Annotated in this window: 15 protein-coding genes; all 15 read right to left on the reverse strand. The window is 72.5% G+C overall.

Annotated elements, in window-relative coordinates:
- Nucleotides 1-8: 8 nt before the first annotated feature.
- Nucleotides 9-1,859, reverse strand: a complete 1,851-nt coding sequence (locus BKA22_RS03870) for an RDD family protein (protein WP_146953951.1) — start codon at nt 1,857-1,859, stop codon at nt 9-11.
- 16 nt (nt 1,860-1,875) lie between these two features.
- On the reverse strand, nt 1,876-2,883 hold the full coding sequence (locus BKA22_RS03875) for a polyprenyl synthetase family protein (protein WP_146953952.1): 1,008 nt from the start codon (nt 2,881-2,883) through the stop codon (nt 1,876-1,878).
- 149 nt (nt 2,884-3,032) lie between these two features.
- The gene (gene nuoN, locus BKA22_RS03880) at nt 3,033-4,751 is read right to left on the reverse strand and encodes an NADH-quinone oxidoreductase subunit NuoN (protein ID WP_146953953.1); all 1,719 of its coding nucleotides are present in this window, start codon (nt 4,749-4,751) and stop codon (nt 3,033-3,035) included.
- Complete coding sequence (locus BKA22_RS03885) at nt 4,748-6,298, reverse strand: NADH-quinone oxidoreductase subunit M (protein ID WP_146953954.1); 1,551 nt, start codon at nt 6,296-6,298, stop codon at nt 4,748-4,750. Before BKA22_RS03885 ends, nuoN begins: the two co-directional genes overlap by 4 nt.
- A 15-nt stretch (nt 6,299-6,313) precedes the next feature.
- Nucleotides 6,314-8,275, reverse strand: coding sequence for an NADH-quinone oxidoreductase subunit L (nuoL, locus tag BKA22_RS03890; protein ID WP_146953955.1), 1,962 nt, complete (start codon nt 8,273-8,275; stop codon nt 6,314-6,316).
- Between the two features lie 10 nt (nt 8,276-8,285).
- Entirely contained in the window at nt 8,286-8,585 is a 300-nt protein-coding gene (gene nuoK, locus BKA22_RS03895; protein ID WP_146953956.1) for an NADH-quinone oxidoreductase subunit NuoK, read from the reverse strand.
- A complete protein-coding gene (locus tag BKA22_RS03900; RefSeq protein WP_146953957.1) occupies nt 8,582-9,460 on the reverse strand; it encodes an NADH-quinone oxidoreductase subunit J in 879 nt (292 codons plus the stop codon). The genes nuoK and BKA22_RS03900 overlap by 4 nt, the downstream gene beginning before the upstream one ends.
- Nucleotides 9,457-10,107 carry an NADH-quinone oxidoreductase subunit NuoI gene (gene nuoI, locus BKA22_RS03905; protein ID WP_146954118.1) on the reverse strand — a complete coding sequence of 217 codons (651 nt, stop codon included), beginning with the start codon at nt 10,105-10,107 and terminating at the stop codon, nt 9,457-9,459. Before nuoI ends, BKA22_RS03900 begins: the two co-directional genes overlap by 4 nt.
- A gap of 130 nt (nt 10,108-10,237) precedes the next feature.
- Nucleotides 10,238-11,620: an NADH-quinone oxidoreductase subunit NuoH gene (gene nuoH / locus BKA22_RS03910; protein WP_146953958.1), complete on the reverse strand. Its 1,383-nt coding sequence runs from the start codon at nt 11,618-11,620 to the stop codon at nt 10,238-10,240.
- Nucleotides 11,617-14,247, reverse strand: a complete 2,631-nt coding sequence (locus BKA22_RS03915) for an NADH-quinone oxidoreductase subunit G (RefSeq protein WP_146953959.1) — start codon at nt 14,245-14,247, stop codon at nt 11,617-11,619. The genes nuoH and BKA22_RS03915 overlap by 4 nt, the downstream gene beginning before the upstream one ends.
- On the reverse strand, nt 14,244-15,581 hold the full coding sequence (gene nuoF / locus BKA22_RS03920) for an NADH-quinone oxidoreductase subunit NuoF (RefSeq protein ID WP_146953960.1): 1,338 nt from the start codon (nt 15,579-15,581) through the stop codon (nt 14,244-14,246). The genes BKA22_RS03915 and nuoF overlap by 4 nt, the downstream gene beginning before the upstream one ends.
- Nucleotides 15,581-16,450, reverse strand: a complete 870-nt coding sequence (nuoE, locus tag BKA22_RS03925; protein ID WP_146953961.1) for an NADH-quinone oxidoreductase subunit NuoE — start codon at nt 16,448-16,450, stop codon at nt 15,581-15,583. The genes nuoF and nuoE overlap by 1 nt, the downstream gene beginning before the upstream one ends.
- On the reverse strand, nt 16,450-17,799 hold the full coding sequence (locus tag BKA22_RS03930; RefSeq protein WP_146953962.1) for an NADH-quinone oxidoreductase subunit D: 1,350 nt from the start codon (nt 17,797-17,799) through the stop codon (nt 16,450-16,452). The genes nuoE and BKA22_RS03930 overlap by 1 nt, the downstream gene beginning before the upstream one ends.
- Complete coding sequence (locus BKA22_RS03935) at nt 17,799-18,515, reverse strand: NADH-quinone oxidoreductase subunit C (protein ID WP_146953963.1); 717 nt, start codon at nt 18,513-18,515, stop codon at nt 17,799-17,801. The genes BKA22_RS03930 and BKA22_RS03935 overlap by 1 nt, the downstream gene beginning before the upstream one ends.
- Nucleotides 18,512-19,063, reverse strand: coding sequence for a NuoB/complex I 20 kDa subunit family protein (locus BKA22_RS03940; RefSeq protein ID WP_146953964.1), 552 nt, complete (start codon nt 19,061-19,063; stop codon nt 18,512-18,514). Before BKA22_RS03940 ends, BKA22_RS03935 begins: the two co-directional genes overlap by 4 nt.
- Nucleotides 19,064-19,090 lie beyond the last annotated feature (27 nt).

A 19,090-nucleotide genomic window follows, 5' to 3' on the forward strand; every position in this document is an offset into this window, starting at 1 on the left:
GACGGCGGTCAGACCCGCTCGACGGTGAGTCGACGCTCGCCGAAACGGACCGTCCACCCGACCCCGACGACCGCCCGCGCGCCGGGCGGCAACGCCGACTCCGCGCCGGACGGGCTGACGACGACCGACCCGTTGGTCGAGCCGCGGTCCGTCACCCACAACATGCCGGGGCCGCTGCCGTCGAGGCCGAAGGCGAGGTGCACCTTCGACACGGACCTGGCCGGGTCGTCGACGCAGACGACGTGCACGATGCCCGGTTGCGGATCCGGCCGGCGGCCGATCAGCCCGTCACCGACCACGTCGACCCGTTCGCCGGTGTCCAGGACGAGGCGCAGCTCGGTCACCTCGTCGAGCTGGCGCAACCGCGTGAGCTCGAGCTCGGCGAACGCGTCGAACGCCGGCGCATGGACCTGACCGCGCGGTGCGGGGTCCTCGCCACCCGGCGGAGGACCTGCGATGGCGGCGGTCGGGGCGGTGACCGGCGACGGCACGGGTGGCGCTGACGGCGCAGCGGGTGCTGAGGGCACAGCGGGCGCTGGGGCCACGGCTTGCTCCGGGGGCGCCGCGTCCGCCGCAGACGACGCGGGCGGCGGCGCATCGGCGACGACCGGCACCGCACCGGTCGCGGGCGGCCGCGCGGTCGCCCACGGCACGTCGACGAGCGGCGTCGGCCCGGTCGCGGCCCGGCGCGCCCGTCGGGTCGGGGCGGGTCCGTCCGGGGCAGGGGCGACCGGCTCGACGAGAGCACGCCCGGGCCCGGGCATGCTCTCGAACGGCACACGGGCGATCGGTGCCGGCGGGGCGGCGGAGGGCACGGTCGCCGCGGCACCCTGAGGCTCGACGGCCGGCGCCACGGACGCTGCGGGAGCCTGCGGCTCGGCGGCCGACGACACGTCGGGCCCGGCGGTGCGCGGGTCGACAGGGGGCACCTGGGGCGTCGGCCCACCGACCGAGACGGCCGGATCGCCGGCCACGTCGGTGTGCCGTCGCGGAGCCGGCTGCGAGGGGAAGGTGAGGACGGGCACGTCCCGCGCCGGCGCGAACGAGGCCGGGACCGCCGTGACGGCACCCTGCTCCCCCGCGGCCACGACGGGCACGCCGCCCGCTTCCGCGGGCACGGAACGGCTCTGCCGGGGCGCCCGCGGAGGTGTGCCGGCGACGAGCGCGTGCGCCTGCAGGACGAGCGTGCCGGCCGCCTTGTCGTGCCAGCCGCGCAGGGACGGGCCACGGTCCCAGGCGCCGGAGGCCACCACGGCCCACTGCCCGACGAAGCACACCAGCGCCCCCGCACCGACGACGAGGCCCCGCAGCAGGATCGCGAGCAGGCCGGCAGGCCGACCGGTGCGCGCGGACACCGTGCGGATGCCCATCACGGCGGACCCGACCGTGGCGCCCGTCGTCGCCTCGGCGACCCACTGGCCGATCAGCACGACGAGCGCGAGCACCGACGGGATCGCAGCGACGGGCGAGACGGGTGCATCGGTGGAGGGCGCGGGCATCGTCAGCCCCACCACGAGCGATGCGCCCCAGACGACGACGGCCAGCAGGACGCTGTCGAGCAGGAACGCCAGGACCCGCCGCCCGACGGGTGCCACGGCGCCGGGTGCCACCGGGAACGGGCCGGACTGCGCCGGCTCGGCGCGCCGGCCCTGCGGGCCGGGCTCCGGCGGGGGTGTCCAGGTCGGCGGTTGTGGCGGCCGGGCGCCCCCGGGCGCTGTCCGGGCGGGCCCGTCGTCGCGCGTCTCGGCAGCACGCGGCGGGTCGAGCGCGGCCCGCGCCCCGCACTCGGCGCAGAACACGGCGCCCGGGTCCAGCGGCAGCCCGCAGGCCGCGCACCGTTGCTGCGGTTGTGACGTCACGACTCCTCCTGCCCGGTCACGCGGTGCGGTCGACCAGCGTCTGCGCGAAGGACATCAGGGCGTCCTTCACGGGACCGCCCGGCAGCGGCTCGAGCTCGAGGACGGCCGCGCGGGCGAGCGCGACGGCGCGACGGCGCGTCTCCTCGACGACCGGGTGCGTGCGCAGCGCGGCCACGGCCTCGGCCAGCTGGTCGTCGCCCGACAGGTCACCGTCGAGCAGCGCGAGCACCCGCAGGTCCTCCGCGCCGGCGTCGGGCCGTGCTGCGCGTGCACGGAGCAGCAGTGCCGGCAGCGTGGGGACGCGCTCGCGCAGGTCGGTGCCCGGCGTCTTGCCGGTCACCGCACCGTCCGAGGTGAGGTCGATGACGTCGTCGGCCAGCTGGAAGGCGACGCCGAGCTTCTCGCCGAACTCCGTGACGATCTCCACGACGTCGGGCCGGCAGCCGGAGAACATCGCGCCGAACCGCGCCGAGGTGGCGATGAGCGAGGCGGTCTTGTCGGCGAGCACCTGCAGGTAGTGCACGATCGGGTCCTCGTCGGGGCGCGGGCCCACGGTCTCGTGCAGCTGGCCCAGGCACAGGCGCTCGAAGGTCTGCGCCTGGATCCGGACCGCGTCGGGGCCCAGGCCCGCGACGGTCGTGGACGCACGGGCGAACAGCAGGTCGCCTGTGAGGATGGCGACCGAGTTGCCCCAGACCTCATGCGCGGAAGGAGCCCCGCGGCGCAGCGGCGCCGAGTCCATGACGTCGTCGTGGTAGAGCGTGGCCAGGTGCGTGAGCTCGACGACCACGGCCGCGTCGAGCACCTCGCGGCGCGCACCGTCGCCGAGCTCGGCGGTCAGCAGGGTGAGCAGCGGTCGCAGACGCTTGCCGCCCGCGTTCACCAGGTGACGCGAGGCGTCGTCGGCGAGCGGGTCGGTGTGGGTGACGGCGTCGCGCAGCCGCTCCTCGACGACCGTGAGCCGGTCCGTCAACCGGGCGGCGAGCTCGGGGTCGGCGAGCGGCAGGGCGAGTGCGGAGGTCACGGGACGAACCTATCTGTCGCATGCGGCGGACAACGGCACCGGTGCCCTCGCCCCGCCGACGACGGGGGTGCCGAGGGTCACACCACGGGCGGCGCGCCGCCCGTCCCGGTCCCGCTCCGACGGTGTCCGTCAGGGCAGGAGCAGCCTCGTCAGGGCAGGAACAGTGCCGCCTGGTCGAGGAGCTCGAGCACCGGGGAGGGGAAGACCCCCAGCAGGATCGTCAGCGCCGCGCACACCGTGACCGCGACGGCCGTGAAGCCCTCGGTCGCGACGACGGTCGTCGTGGTCGCCGGTGCGACCCGGGTGACCGCAACCGTGGCCACGCCCGCCGCGGCGGCCTCGAGGGCCCGCGCCTGCGAGACCTCCTGCTCGACGGCGGCCTCGAGCACCTCCTCCTCCGGTGCCGGGCTCGGCGTCGCGGGGGCGGTGAAGAACATCAGGACGATGATGCGGACGTAGAAGAACGCGGCGGCAGCCGAGGCTGCGACACCGACGACGGCCAACGGCCAGGCGCCTCCGGCGACGGCCGCGGTGAAGACCGTGAACTTCCCGATGAACCCTGCCGTGAGCGGGATACCCGCGAACGAGAGCAGGAAGAGCGTGAACGACAGGGCGACCAGCGGGTGGGTGCGCCCGAGCCCGGCCCACTGCGACAGGTGCGTGGCCTCGCCGAGGACGGTGCCCTCGTCGTCCTCGTCGTCCGCACCGCCACCGGCGACCTTCTCGCGGACCACCGAGACGATGCCGAACGCGCCGACGGTCGCCGCGCCGTAGGCCAGCAGGTAGAAGATCACCGCGCTCACACCGGACTCCTCGAGCGCGACGACACCGGTGAGCAGGAAGCCGGCGTGCGCGATCGAGGAGTACGCGAGCATCCGCTTGATGTCGGTCTGCACGAGCGCGACGACGGTCCCGACGAGCATGGTCAGGATCGCGACGGCGGACAGCACGCCCTGCAGGTCCCACTGCAGCCCGGGGATGACCACGTACACGAACCGCAGCAGCGCGCCGGCCGCGGCGACCTTGGTGCACGCACCCATGAAGCCGGTGATCGGCGTCGGCGCACCCTGGTAGACGTCGGGCGTCCAGGAGTGGAACGGGACCGCACCGATCTTGAACAGCAGGCCCGAGACCACGAGCAGCGAGCCGACGACGAGCAGCGCGTCGAGCCCGGTCGGGTCGGCGGTGGCCGCGGCGATCTCGGAGTACCGCAGCGAGCCGGAGTACCCGTAGAGCAGCGCGATGCCGAAGAGCATGAGCGCCGAGGCGAACGCACCCAGCAGGAAGTACTTCATCGACGCCTCCTGCGAGAGCAGGCGACGGCGACGGGCCATGCCGGTCAGCAGGTACAGCGGGAGCGAGAGGACCTCGAGTGCGACGAACAGCGTGAGCAGGTCGCCCGTGGCCGGGAAGATCAGCATGCCGCCGGTCGCGAACAGGACGAGCGGGAAGACCTCGGTCTGCTGCAGGCCGTGCTGGCGGGTGAGCTCCTCGTAGGCCGAGCCGGGGACGGCCGACGCCGACGGCGCGAACGCGTCCTCACCGGTCTCGGTGCGGTCGGCGATCACCAGCAGGGCGATCAGGGCGAGCAGGGCGATCGTGCCCTGCAGCGCGAGCGCCGGGCCGTCGATCACGAGCGAGCCGCCGAGCACCTCGGTGCCGCCCGAGTCGACCGTGCCGTTCCACAGCGCGGCCACGGCCACGAGCGAGCCGGCCAGCGCGAGGAAGGCCACGACGAGCTGGACGACGCGGCGGCGCGCGGCGGGGACGAACGCCTCGACGAGCACGCCGAGGACGGCGGCCAGCAGCACGATCACGACCGGGCTGAGCTGGGCCCACGCGATGGTGGGCGCGGTGAAGGTGCTCACTCGTCAGTCCCTTCGACCGAGGTGGCGGACACGACGGCGGGGACGTCGTCGACGCCGACCTGCTCGAGCGTGTGGTGCGCGGGTTCGCGCACCAGGGTGAGCGCAGGGCCCGGGACGAAGCCGAGCACGAGCATGACGGCGATCAGCGGCCCGACGGCCCAGCGCTCGCGCCAGGCCAGGTCGCTCGTGCCCTCGAGACCCGGGCGGACCGGACCGGTGAAGACCCGCTGGTAGAGCCAGAGCACGTAGATCGCGGCCAGCACGACGCCCAGGCTGGCGACGATCGACGCGGCGGGGTGCCGGGCGAACGTGCCGACCAGGACGAGGAACTCGCTGACGAACGTCGACAGGCCGGGCAGCGAGAGCGCCGACAGACCGGCGACCAGGAACGTCCCCGCGAGGACCGGGACGACCTTCTGCAGCCCGCCGAAGTCGGCGATCTGCGCCGAGCCCCGCCGTGCCACCAGGAACCCGACCAGCAGGAACAGCGCACCCGTGGAGAACCCGTGGTTGACCATGTAGAACGACGAGCCGGCGATCGACGTCGAGGTGAACGCGAAGATGCCCAGGACGATGAAGCCGAAGTGCGACACCGAGGTGTACGCGACGAGCCGGAACATGTCCTTCTGCCCGAGGGCCAGCAGCGCCCCGTAGAGGATCGACACGACGGCCAGCACGATGACGACCGGCGCCGCCCAGCGGGAGGCCGCGGGGAACAGCGGCAGGCACAGCGTCAGCATCCCGAACGTGCCGACCTTGTCCAGCACGCCGACCAGCAGCGTCGAGGTGCCCGCCGGTGCCTGCTCGGCCGCGTCGGGCAGCCAGGTGTGCACCGGGAACATCGGAGCCTTGACGGCGAACGCGACGAAGAAGCCGACGAACAGCCACTTCTCCAGCGTCGGGTCGAGCGGCAGACCGACGAGGGTGTCGATGAGGAAGCCCTGCGAACCCCCCGGCCCCTGCAGGTACAGGCCGATGACCGCGACGAGCATCACGAGCCCGCCGGCGAGGCCGAAGAGCAGGAACTTGACCGCGGCGTACCGCCGCTGGGCCCCGCCGTACGCGCCGATCATGAAGTAGACCGGGATGAGCATCGCCTCGAAGACGACGTAGAAGAGGAACAGGTCGCGCGCGGCGAAGACCAGCACGATGAACACCTCGAGCAGCAGCACGAGGGCCAGGTACCGGCGCAGCTTGTCGGAGGCGGCGTCGTCGCTGCCCTGCTCGCGCCACGCGGCCAGGATCACCAGCGGCACGAGCAGCACGGACATGAGCACGAGCGCGAGGCCCACGCCGTCGACCGCGACCGCGTAGGAGACGCCGAGCTGCGGGATCCACTCGTGGGTCTCGGCGAGCTGGTGGGTGCCGGCCGCGGAGGTGTCGAACGCGCTCAGCGCAGCGACGGCGAGGGCCAGCTCGGCCAGGGCGAAGCCGAGCGCGACACCGCGCGCCCGGGACCGCACACCGGCGGGCAGGACCCACAGCGTCACCGCTCCGAGCAGCGGCAGGACGACCAGGGCGGTCAGCCAGGGGAAGGAGGACGACATCGTTCGGTGCTCTCCTCAGCTCTGGGCGACCAGGACGGCGGCCACGAGGACGACGAGACCCAGGAGCATCGTCGCGGCGTACGTGCGTGCGAAGCCGGTCTGCGTCTTGCGGACCACCTCGCCGAGCCCGACCGCACCGCGTCCGACGCCGGTGGCGGCGCCGTCCACGAGGGTGCGGTCGGCGTAGACGAGGGACCGGGTCAGGTGCTGACCGGGCTCGACCAGCAGGGCGTCGTTGACGGCGTCCTGGTAGAGGTCGACGCGGGCGGCCCGGGTGAGCACGGTGCCGACGGGCGGCGTGACCGGCACGGTGCCGACCGCGTAGCGACGCCAGGCGATCACCAGACCGGCGACGACGACCGCGAGGGTCAGCGTGACCAGCAGCCAGACCGGCAGCACCGGCTCCTCGTGCTCGACGTGCCCGGTGACGGGCGCGAGCCACGTGGTGAACCGGTCGCCCGTCGCGAGCACCAGGCCGAGCCCGGCCGAGCCGACCGCGAGGATGATCATCGGCCACGTCATGAGCGCCGGGGACTCGTGCGGGTGCTGCTCGTGCCCGTCGCGGGTCTGCGACCAGCGCCGCTGCCCCTCGAACGTCATGAAGAACAGGCGCGACATGTAGAACGCGGTGATGCCGGCGCCGAGGAGCGCGACCGAGCCGAAGACCCACGGCCGCCAGCCCTCGCCGACGAACGCGGCCTCGATGATCTTGTCCTTGGACCAGAAGCCGGAGAACGGCGGGATGCCCAGGATCGCGAGCCAGCCCAGGCCGAACGTGGCCCACGTGATCTTCATGTAGCGGCCGAGCCCGCCGAAGCGGCGCATGTCGACCTGGTCGTCCATGCCGTGCATGACCGACCCGGCACCGAGGAACATCCCGGCCTTGAAGAAGCCGTGCGTGAGCAGGTGGAAGATCGCGAACGCGGCACCGATCGGGCCGAGGCCCGCGGCGAGCATCATGTAGCCGATCTGCGACATGGTCGAGGCGGCCAGCGCCTTCTTGATGTCGTCCTTCGCGCAACCGACGATCGCCCCGAAGAGCAGGGTGATCGCACCGACGACGACCACGACGAGCTGCGCGGTCGGCGTGCCGTCGAACACGGGTGCGGAGCGGACCACCAGGTAGACGCCCGCGGTGACCATGGTCGCGGCGTGGATGAGCGCGGAGACGGGCGTCGGGCCCGCCATCGCGTCGCCGAGCCAGGACTGCAGCGGGAACTGCGCCGACTTGCCGCACGCGGCCAGCAGGAGCATGAGCCCGATCGCGGTGAGCGTGCCTTCGCTGGCACCGGCCGCGCCCTCGTGCACGGTCGCGAAGTCGACCCCGCCGAACTGGGCGAACATCAGACCGAGCGCCGTGAGCAGGCCCAGGTCACCGATGCGGTTGGCCACGAACGCCTTCTTCGCGGCGACCGCGTAGGGCAGGTGGTGGTTCCAGAAGCCGATGAGCAGGTAGGACGCCAGGCCGACACCCTCCCAGCCGACGAACAGCAGCAGGTAGGAGTTCGCCAGGACGAGCACGAGCATCGCGGCGACGAACAGGTTGAGGTACGCGAAGAACCGCCGCCGGTCCGTGTCGTGGTCCATGTAGGCCACGGAGTACACGTGGATGAGCGAGCCGACGAACGTCACCAGCAGGACGAACGTCAGCGAGAGCGGGTCGACCCGCAGACCGGCGTCGAGGCTGAACGTGCCCGCGTCGATCCAGGTGCCCAGCGGCACGTCGAGGATGCGCGCGTCCGAGGGCCGTCCGAGCAGGTCGAGCAGCAGGACCGCGCCGAGCACGAAGGCCGCGGACGAGGCGAGGACGCCGAGCCAGTGGCCCCAGCGGTCGCTGCGTCGGCCGAGCAGCAGCAGCACCGCGGCGGACAGCAGCGGCAGCAGCACCAGCCAGGGCGCCAGCGTCACGACGCCGTCGGCGTCCTGGGCAACGGGGACGGCGGCCTCCCACGGGAGGACGGAGGTCAGGGTGTGCACGTGCCGCCCCTCAGCTCTTCAACAGGTTGACGTCGTCGACCGAGGCCGAGCGGCGGGTCCGGAAGATCGCGACGATGATCGCCAGGCCGACGACGACCTCGGCGGCCGCCACGACCATGACGAAGAACGCGAGCGTCTGCCCGGTGAGGTTCCCCTGGATCCGCGAGAACGTCACGAGCGCGAGGTTCGTCGCGTTGAGCATGACCTCGACGCCCATGAACACGATGATCGCGTTGCGGCGCAGCAGCACCGTCGTCGCGCCGATCGTGAACAGGATCGACGACAGCACCAGGTAGTGCGTGAGGCTCACCGGCCCTCCTCCTGTCCGACCGCTCCGTCTGTGGCTGCCGCGCCCGGCCCCGGGCTCGCGCCCTCGAGCTCGACCGGCTCGTCCGCCGCGTGACCGGCGAGCACCCGCTCGGTGCGGGCGGAGAACTCGGCCGCGTCGGCCTCCTGGCCGCGGACCCGCAGCACGCGCGGCACCGAGTGCTCGAGCGGCTGCCCGTCGGGTCCGAGCGCGGGGACGTCCATCGCGTTGTGCCGGGCGTACACGCCGGGTGCCGGCAGGGGCGTGAGCACCGCACCGGCGGCGACCCGGGCGTTGGCGCGCTCCTTCTGGCCGAGGTGCCGGGTGAGCCGCTGCCGGTGGGTGAGCACGAGGGCCCCGAGCGCGGCGGTGACGAGCAGCGCACCGACGACCTCGAACGCGAACACGTAGTCGCCGAAGACGACGTGGGCGATGCCGACGGGGTTCGAGGCCGCGTCGGCCTCGGCCAGGCCCTTGGGCTGCCCGTACGTCGCGTTGCCGACCACACCCGCCAGCACGACCCCGAGGCCCACACCCGCGAGCAGCCCGATCCAGCGCTGGCCGCGCAGGGTCTCCACGAGCGAGTCGGAGGCGTCGACACCGACCAGCATGAGCACGAACAGGAACAGCATCATGACGGCGCCGGTGTACACGACGACCTGCACGATGCCGAGGAACACCGCGTCCTGCGCGACGTAGAGGAACGCCAGGCTGATCATGACCACGACGACGGCGAGCGCCGCGTGCACCGCCTTCCGGGCGAACAGCAGCCCCAGCGCGGCGAGCACGATGACCGGACCGAGCACCCAGAACAGCACGGCCTCGGCCGTGGTCGTGGTGCCCGCGTCCGTGAGGGACGTGACGAGGACCGCGCTCACTTCGACCCCTGCTTCGTGGCGGCGGCGTTGCGCGCGTACTGCGCGGCGGCCGTGGCGCCGATGGTCTGGACGGGTTCGGGCCCGGCGTTGGCCGGCAGCGTCGGGTCGTCGGGGCGGTGCTCGGTGACCCACGCGACCTGGTCGTCGGTGGTCCCGGTGACCTCACCGCGGTAGTACTCGGTGTCCGTGGTGCCCTCGACCATGGGGTGCGGCGCGGCCAGCATGCCTGAGCGCATCGGCGCGAGCAGGTCGTCCTTCTCCCAGATCATCCCGGCACGCGTCGGCCCGGCGAGCTCGAACTCGTTGGTCATCGTCAGCGCCCGCGTCGGGCACGCCTCGATGCACAGGCCGCAGAAGATGCAGCGCAGGTAGTTGATCTCGTAGACGCGCCCGTAGCGCTCCCCCGGCGAGAACTGCTCGTCCGGGGTGTTCTCGGCCGCCTCGACGTAGATCGCGTCCGCGGGGCACGCCCAGGCGCACAGCTCGCAGCCGATGCACTTCTCCAGCCCGTCGGCGTACCGGTTGAGCTGGTGACGGCCGTGGTAGCGCGGCTTCGTCCGCGCGCTCTCCGACGGGTACTGCTCGGTGACCGTCGGGCGGAAGAAGTTCGAGATCGTGACCCCGAACCCGCCTGCCGGTGCGAGCATCCCGGCCAGGCCGGTGCGCTGCGGGATGAGCGAGCGGTACGGCTCCTCGACCGGGCGCCCGACCTCGCGGCCGCTCGCGTCCTTCGGGTCACGGGCCGGTTCGACGGACCTCGTCTCGTCCTTCGCGTCGTCAGTCACCGTGCACCTCCTTCGGGGTCTGCGGTCCGGAGCCGTCGGAGGCGTCCGACGACGGGGAGGCGGCGGCCATCGCCGCGGCGGCCTGACGAGCCTTGCGCGGCGAGGGCGGGAGCACCTGGCCGGGCAGCGGCGGCACCGGGTAGCCGGCGGCGAACGGGTCGATGACGACGGGCTCGCGCGGGGCCGTCCCGCCGGGCGGTGCGGGCTTCTTCTCGGGCACGAGGAAGGAGACGACCAGCGCGGCCAGCACCACGCCGGCGAGCACGAAGAGCACGGTGCGCAGGTCCCAGCCGGAGAACTGCCGGACTCCCTGCACGATCGACACGCAGAACACCCAGGTCAGCGCGGCGGGGATCAGCACCTTCCAGCCGAGCTTCATGAACTGGTCGTAGCGGAAGCGCAGGACCGAGCCGCGGATCCACACGAACACGAACATGAACAGCCACAGCTTGGCCAGGAACCACAGGACGGGCCACCAGCCGGTGTTGAACATGCCGTCGTTGATCGCCGACAGCGGCCACGGTGCGCGCCACCCGCCGAAGAACAACGTGGTCGCGACGGCCGAGACGTTGATCATGTTGATGTACTCGGCCAGGAAGAACCACGCGAACTTCATCGAGGAGTACTCGGTGGTGTACCCGCCGACCAGCTCGCCCTCGGCCTCGGGGAGGTCGAACGGCAGGCGGTTCGTCTCACCGACCATCGAGATCACGTAGATGACGAACGCGGGTGCCAGGGGCAGGAACCACCAGATCTGGGTCTGGGAGTCGACGATCTGCGAGGTCGACATCGAGCCGGCCATGATGAACACCGACACGAGCGAGAGGCCCATGGCCAGCTCGTAGGAGATCACCTGGGCCGTCGACCGCACCCCGCCGAGCAGCGGATACGTCGAGTTGGACGACCAGCCGCCGAGCACGATGCCGTACACGCCCACCGACGCGCACGCCAGGATGTACAGCACCGCGACCGGGAAGTCGGTCAGCTGCAGCGGCGTGATCACGCCGAAGATGTTGACCTCGGGCCCGAACGGGATGACCGCGAACGTCAGCAGCGAGCAGAACACCGCGATCATCGGCGCGACGATGTAGACGAGCTTGTCGGCCGCCTTGACGGTGATGTCCTCCTTGACCAGGAGCTTCATCGCGTCGGCCAGGGACTGCAGCAGGCCGAGGGGTCCGTGCACGTTCGGGCCGGGGCGCACCTGCATGCGGGCGACGACGCGGCGCTCGAACCAGATCGCGATGAGCACGCTGGTCAGCAGGAACACGATGATCGCGACGGCCTTGAGCAACCAGACCCAGAACACGTCCTGGCCGAAGTCGGCCACGACCGGGGTCACGGCAGCCCCGTGCAGCGCGGCGGATGCGCTCACGCGTCGACCTCCTCGGCGACGGCGACCGTGGTGGTCGCGGCGGCGATGCGGACGACGTCGCCCGCGTCGGCGTGCAGGGTGTCGCGCACCGCGCTGCCGACCGCGTTGGTCGGCAACCACACGACGTGGTCGAGCATCGCGGTGACGGCCACCGGCAGGGTGATCGTGCCGGCGTCGGTGCTCACGGCGAGCGGCTCGCCGTCGGCGACGCCCGCGAGCTGCGCGGTCACCTCCGAGACCCGGGCGACCGGACGCTTGGCGGTTCCGGCGAGGAACGGCTCACCGGTCTGCAGCCGCCCGGCGTCGAGCAGCTGGTGCCAGGTGGCCAGGACGGCCGTGCCCGCGGCGACGGCCGGCGGCTCGGCCGGCTCGACGCCGGGCGCGTCCACGCGGGCGCCGTCCCAGCCGCCGATCTGGTCGAGCTCGTCGTGCACCGCGGTGAGCGTGGGCAGCCCGAGCTCGGCGCCCAGGGCGTCGGCGAGCAGGTCGAGCACCCGGTGGTCGGGCATCGCCGTGGTGGCCAGGGCCTGCGGGAACGGGCGCGGACGCCCCTCCCACGTGACGAACGTGCCGGGCTTCTCGACCGGCGGGGCGACGGGCAGCACCACGTCGGCTGCGTCGGTGACCTCGGAGCGGCGCACCTCGAGCGCGACGACGAAGGGAGCGACGGTCAGAGCCTCGCGGGCGAGCACCGGGTCGGGCAGGTCGGCGATCTCGACGCCACCGACGACCAGGGCACCGAGCCCACCCGAGGCCGAGGCCTGCAGGATCTGCGTGACCGAGCGTCCGGGCGTGTCGGGCAGGTGCTCGACCCCCCACGCGGCAGCCAGGTCGACCCGGGCGGCCGAGTCGGCCACCGGACGACCGCCGGGCAGCAGCGTCGGCAGCGCGCCGGCCTCGACGGCCCCGCGCTCCCCCGCACGGCGCGGGACCCAGGCGATCCGGGCCCCGGTGCGTGCCGCGAGCCGCAGCGCGGCCGAGTAGGCGCCGACCGAGCCGGCCAGCCGCTCACCCACGAGCACGACGGCCCCGGGCTTCGCCAGCGCGGTCGCGGCGTCCGTCAGCAGCTCGTCGTCGGCGTCGGTGCCGATCGCGTCGAGGACCTCCGCCTCGGTGCCCGGTGCGGCCGGCAGCAGCACGCCGTCGAGCCGCTCCAGGCCGCGGCTGGCCAGCGCGGCGACCGACAGCACGGTCGTCCGCCCCGCACGCACGCCGTTGCGCAGCCGCAGGAACGTGATGCCGGCCTCCTCCTCGGCCTCCAGGCCGACGAGCAGCACCGCGGGCGCCTGCTCCAGGTCGCCGAACGTCACCTGCAGCGTGCGGCCGGCGACGGCATGAGCGAGGAACGCCTCCTCCTCGTCCGAGTGCGGGCGGGCACGGAAGTCGACGTCGTTCGTGCCGAGCGCGACGCGGGCGAACTTGCCGTACGCGTAGGCGTCCTCGAGCGTGAGCCGACCGCCCGGGAGCACGCCGACCCCGACGGCCGGCTCGGCGGCGTCCACCGGGGCCAGCGCAGCGCGCAGGCCTTCGGCCGCGACGTCGAGCGCCTCGACCCAGCTGGCCGGTTCGAGCTCGCCGCGCGTGCCGTCGGCGTTGCGCGCACGCACCAGCGGCGTGGTGATGCGGTCCGGTGCGGACTGCCAGGCGAACGCGAAGCGGTCCTTGTCGGTGATCCACTCCTGGTTGACCGCCGGGTCGTCGCCGGCCAGGCGGCGCAGCACGACGCCGCGGCGGTGGTCGACACGGATCGCCGAGCCGCACGAGTCGTGCTCGGAGACGCCCGGCGTGGAGACCAGGTCGAACGGCCGCGCGCGGAACCGGTAGGCCGCACCCGTGAGGGCGCCGACCGGGCAGATCTGCACGGTGTTGCCCGAGAAGTAGGAGGCGAACGGACGCCCGGAGGCGTCGATCGCGGAGGCACCCGAGGGCACGTCGCCCGCGAAGCCCAGGACCTCGGTGTCGAACGTGCCGATCTGCTGCTGCGCACCGCGCTTCTGCAGGTCGATGAACACGTCGCCGGCGATCTCCTCGGAGAACCGGGTGCACCGCTGGCACAGCACGCAGCGCTCCCGGTCGATGAGGATCTGCGTCGAGATCGCCACCGGCTTGGGGTACGTGCGCTTGATGTCGACGAACCGGGTGCTGGAGCGCCCGTTCGACATGGCCTGGTTCTGCAGGGGGCACTCGCCGCCCTTGTCGCAGACCGGGCAGTCGAGCGGGTGGTTGATGAGCAGCAGCTCCATCACGCCGTGCTGGGCCTTGTCGGCCACGGCGGACGTGCGCTGCGTGCGGACGACCATGCCCGGGGTCGCCTCGAGCGTGCAGGAGGCCTGCGGCTTGGGCATGGGGCGGACGTTGCCCTCGCGGTCGGGCACGGCGACCTCGACGAGGCACTGCCGGCACGCGCCCGCGGGGGCGAGCAGCGGGTGGTCGCAGAACCGCGGGATCGAGATGCCGAGCTGCTCGGCGGCGCGGATGACGAGCGTGCCCTTGGCCACGGTCGTCTCGACGTCGTCGATCGTCAGCGTCACGGTCGCGGCCGGCTCGACCGCTGCCGGCGCCGGGGCGTCCGGCACGAGCGGCGTCGAGGCGGCGGCGCGGCCGGGACGCGGGGACGTGATCGTCATGCGTGCACCCCCGCGAGGGCCCCGCTGCTGCGGGGCGTGTAGGCGAACAGCGAGCTGCGCTCGGGCGGGAAGAGCACGTCGGCCGGCGTGTGCGTACCCGCCTCGAACTCGTCCCGGAAGTACTTGATGGCCGACGTCACCGGGCTGGTGGCGCCGTCGCCGAGCGCACAGAACGCGCGACCGAGGATGTTGTCGCACAGGTCCAGCAGAAGGTCGATGTCGTCCGAGGTGCCCTGACCCCGCTCGAGCCGGGCGAGCACCTGGGCGAGCCAGAACGTGCCCTCGCGGCACGGGGTGCACTTGCCGCACGACTCGTGCTTGTAGAACTGGATCCACCGCGACACGGCCCGCACGACCGAGGTCGTCTCGTCGAAGATCTGCAGCGCACGCGTACCGAGCATCGACCCCGCGGCGCCGACCGACTCGTAGTCGAGCGGCACGTCGAGGTGCTCCGCGGTGAAGATCGGCGTGGACGAGCCGCCCGGCGTCCAGAACTTCAGCTCGTGACCCTCACGGATGCCACCGGCCATGTCGAGCAGCTCGCGCAGCGTGATGCCCAGCGGCGCCTCGTACTGGCCGGGACGCGTCACGTGCCCCGACAGCGAGAACAGCCCGAAGCCGGCCGAACGCTCGGTGCCCATCTGCTTGAACCAGTCGGACCCGTTCTTCACGATGCTGGGCACCGACGCGATCGACTCGACGTTGTTGACGACCGTCGGCCGCGCGTACAGACCGGCGACGGCCGGGAACGGCGGCTTCAGGCGCGGCTGACCACGCAGGCCCTCGAGCGAGTCGAGCAGCGCGGTCTCCTCGCCGCAGATGTACGCACCGGCACCGGCGTGCACCGTGACCTCGAGGTCGTAGCCCGACCCGAGGATGTTCTTGCCCAGGTAGCCGGCCGCGTAGGCCTCCTCGACCGCGCGCAGCAGGCGGCGGTACACGTGCACGACCTCGCCGCGCAGGTAGATGAACGCGTGGTGGCAGCCGATCGCGAACGACGTGATCGCGACCCCCTCGATGAGGTGCTGCGGGCTGGCCATCATCAGCGGGATGTCCTTGCACGTGCCCGGCTCGGACTCGTCCGCGTTGACCACGAGGTACCGCGGGCCGCCGTCGGGGGCCGGCAGGAAGCTCCACTTCATGCCCGTGGGGAACCCGGCGCCGCCACGACCGCGCAGACCGGAGTCCTTCACGGTGGTGACGATGTCGGCGGGCGCCATCGTCAGGGCCTTGCGCAGGCCCGCGTAGCCGCCGGACGCCTCGTAGGCGGCCAGGGTCCACGACCGGTCGGTGTCCCAGCCGGCCGACAGGACGGGGGTGAGCGTGGTGGCCATCACGACTCCTTCGCGGCGTCGGTGGACTTCTTGGTGCGGCGAGCCTTGGGCGAGCTGTCGGCCGGTGTCGTGGCCGGGCGCTCCGCGCTGGACTGCTTCCCGCCGGTCTTCGGCGCGGTAGCCGCGGCCGGCGCCTGAGCCGGCGCCGCGGCGGCGGGTGCACCGGGCACCGGCGCCGTCCAGCCGTGCTCGGCGGCCAGCCGCGCACCGCGCAGCGTCGCCTCACCGGCGCCGGGGCCCTCGTCGGCCCGTCCGTCGGTGAACCCGGCCAGCACCCGCGAGACCTCCTTGAAGGAGGCCACCGAGTCCGGCCCACGCGTCGGCCGCACCGGCTTGCCGGCCCGCAGGTCGTCGACCACGGCCTTCGCCGAGTCCGGCGTCTGGTTGTCGAAGAACTCCCAGTTGACCATCACCACGGGCGCGTAGTCGCACGCCGCGTTGCACTCGACGCGCTCGAGCGTGACGGCGCCGTCCTCGGTCGTCTCGTCGTGCCCGATGCCCAGGTGGTCGGTCAGCTCCTCCCAGATGGCGTCGCCGCCCATGACGCCGCACAGCGTGTTCGTGCACACGCCCACGGTGTACTCGCCGTTGGGGTGGCGCTTGTACTGCGTGTAGAACGTCGCGACCGCCGACACCTCGGCGGTCGTCAGGCCCAGCGTCGCGGCGCAGAACGCGATGCCGCGCGGCGAGACGTAGCCGTCCTCGGCCTGCACCAGGTGCAGCATCGGCAGCAGCGCGGAACGCTCCTGCGGGTAGCGCGCGACGATCGCCGCGGCGTCGGCGGCGAGGCGCTCACGCGTGGCCTCGTCGTAGCCCGTGGCGTGCCGGGCGCCGGGCGTGCGCCCGGCCGGAGCCTGTTCGACGGACATCAGCGGTCCACCCCTCCCAGCACGGGGTCGAGCGAGGCCACCGAGACGACGACGTCGGCCACCTGGCCGCCCTCGCACATCATCGAGACGGCCTGCAGGTTGTTGAACGACGGGTCACGGAAGTGCGCGCGGTACGGCTTGGTGCCGCCGTCGGAGACCAGGTGCACGCCCAGCTCGCCGCGCGGGTGCTCGACGGTCTGGAACACCTGCCCGGCCGGGACCCGGAAGCCCTCGGTGACCAGCTTGAAGTGGTGGATCAGGGCCTCCATCGAGGTGCCCATGATCTCCTTGATGTGGTCGAGCGAGTTGCCCATGCCGTCGGCGCCGACGGCCAGCTGTGCCGGCCAGGCCACCTTCTTGTCGGCGACCATCACCGGTCCGGCACCCATCGCCTGCAGGCGGTCGAGGGTCTGCTCGACAATCCGCATCGACTGGTAGCACTCCTCGAACCGCAGCACGATCCGCGCCCACGCGTCGGCGTCGGTCGAGGTCGGCACGTCGAAGTCGTACGTCTCGTAGCCGCAGTACGGGTCGGCCTTGCGCACGTCGTAGGGCAGGCCCGACGAGCGCAGCACCGGGCCGGTCATGCCGAGCGCCATGCAGGCGGCCAGGCTCAGGTTCGCGATGCCCTTGGTCCGCAGGTGCAGGATCGGGTTGGCCATCATGAGGTCCTCGAGCTGCCCGAGGTAGTGCCGCACCGTCACGAGGGCCTCGCGCACCGCGTCGACCGCACCCGGGGGGATGTCCTGCGCGACGCCGCCGGGGCGGATGTACGCGTGGTTCATGCGCAGCCCGGTGACGAGCTCGAAGATCTTGAGGATCTCCTCGCGGGCGGTGAACCCGGTCGTCATGACGGTTGTCGCACCGAGCTCGTTGCCCGCGGTGGCCAGGCACACCAGGTGCGAGGCGATCCGGTTGAGCTCCATCATCAGCACCCGGATGACGGTGGCCCGCTCCGGGACGTCGTCGGTGATGCCGAGCAGCTTCTCGATCGCCAGGCAGTACGCGGCCTCCTGGAACAGCGGGGCCACGTAGTCCATGCGGGTGCAGAAGGTCACGCCCTGGGTCCAGGTGCGGAACTCCATGTTCTTCTCGATGCCCGTGTGCAGGTAGCCGATACCGGCACGGGCCTCGGTCACGGTCTCGCCGTCGATCTCGAGCATGAGCCGCAGCACGCCGTGCGTCGACGGGTGCTGGGGGCCCATGTTGACGACGATGCGCTCCTCGCCGAGGCGCGCAGCCTCCTCGGCGATCTCCGACCAGTCGCCGCCGGACGCCTCGAAGGACGGGACCGCGTTCGTGTCGCCGTCGGAGACGTGACCTGTCGCGTGGGGGGTCTGGGTGCTCATCAGCTGTACGACCTCCGCTGGTCGGGGGGCGGCACGGTGGCGCCCTTGTACTCGACCGGGATGCCACCGAGCGGGTAGTCCTTGCGCTGCGGGTGGCCGGGCCAGTCGTCGGGCATCTGGATGCGGGCCAGGGCGGGGTGCCCGTCGAACACGATGCCGAAGAAGTCGTACGTCTCGCGCTCGTGCCAGTCGTTGGCCGGGTACACGGTCGTCGTCGACGGGATGTGCGCGTCACCGTCGGGGGCCGCGACCTCGAACCGTAGGCGGCGCCCGTGCGTCACCGAGACCACGTGGTAGACGGCGTGCAGCTCACGACCGGTCTCGTTCGGGTAGTGCACGCCCGAGACGCCCAGGCTCAGCTCGAACCGCAGGTCCGGGTCGTCGCGCAGCGCCTGCGCGACCTCGACGACGTGCTCGCGCGCGACGTGCAGCGTGAGCTCCTCGCGGTCGACGACCACGGCCTCGACCGCGTTCGCGAAACCGGTACCCGACTCGTCGAGCACCTCGGTCAGCACGTCGACGACCTCGTCGAACCAGCCGCCGTACGGACGCTCGCTCGGACCGGGCAGCGTGACCGTGGTGACCAGGCCGCCGTAGCCGGAGGTGTCGCCCGTGCCCTGCACGCCGAACATGCCGGTACGGACCTCGACCACCGGGAAGGTCGTGCGACCGGCGGCGTCGACCGCGTCCACCTCGTTGCCCTTCTCGTCGGTCATCGCAGCAGGCCCGTCATGTGCGAGGTCGGCGTGGCCTCGAGCGCGGCGGCCTCGGCGGCGGCGGCGATCTCGCGGCGGTTCTTGCCGAGCGGCTCGTCCTGGATCTGCGCGTGCAGCGTGAGGATCGCGTTGATCAGCATCTCCGGGCGCGGCGGGCAGCCCGGCAGGTAGATGTCCACCGGCACGACGTGGTCCACGCCCTGCACGATGGCGTAGTTGTTGAACATCCCGCCGGACGACGCGCACACACCCATCGACAGGACCCACTTCGGCCCGGCCATCTGGTCGTAGACCTGGCGGACGATCGGCGCCATCTTCTGGCTCACGCGCCCCGCCACGATCATCAGGTCGGACTGGCGCGGCGAGGCACGGAAGACCTCCATGCCGAACCGGGAGATGTCGAACCGGCTGCCGCCGGTGGCCATCATCTCGATCGCGCAGCAGGCCAGACCGAACGTCACCGGCCACAGCGAGGACTTGCGGAAGTAGCCGACGAGGTCCTCGACCGTCGTGAGCAGGAATCCCGAGGGTGCTTCTTCGAGGCCCATGTCAGCCCTCCTTGCGGGTCGGGACGA

The sequence above is a fragment of the Cellulomonas soli genome (assembly GCF_013409305.1).
Classification (GTDB): Bacteria; Actinomycetota; Actinomycetes; order Actinomycetales; family Cellulomonadaceae; genus Cellulomonas; species Cellulomonas soli.

What these genes read in the sequence shown, in the direction of transcription:
- BKA22_RS03885 (WP_146953954.1), bottom strand. Translation starts at nt 6,298, where the DNA reads ATGTCGTCCTCCTTCCCCTGGCTGACCGCCCTGGTCGTCCTGCCGCTG.
- nuoI (WP_146954118.1), bottom strand. Translation starts at nt 10,107, where the DNA reads ATGCTCGCACCGGCAGGCGGGTTCGGGGTCACGATCTCGAACTTCTTC.
- BKA22_RS03915 (WP_146953959.1), bottom strand. Translation starts at nt 14,247, where the DNA reads ATGACGATCACGTCCCCGCGTCCCGGCCGCGCCGCCGCCTCGACGCCG.
- nuoF (WP_146953960.1), bottom strand. Translation starts at nt 15,581, where the DNA reads ATGGCCACCACGCTCACCCCCGTCCTGTCGGCCGGCTGGGACACCGAC.
- nuoE (WP_146953961.1), bottom strand. Translation starts at nt 16,450, where the DNA reads ATGTCCGTCGAACAGGCTCCGGCCGGGCGCACGCCCGGCGCCCGGCAC.
- BKA22_RS03930 (WP_146953962.1), bottom strand. Translation starts at nt 17,799, where the DNA reads ATGAGCACCCAGACCCCCCACGCGACAGGTCACGTCTCCGACGGCGAC.
- BKA22_RS03935 (WP_146953963.1), bottom strand. Translation starts at nt 18,515, where the DNA reads ATGACCGACGAGAAGGGCAACGAGGTGGACGCGGTCGACGCCGCCGGT.
- BKA22_RS03940 (WP_146953964.1), bottom strand. Translation starts at nt 19,063, where the DNA reads ATGGGCCTCGAAGAAGCACCCTCGGGATTCCTGCTCACGACGGTCGAG.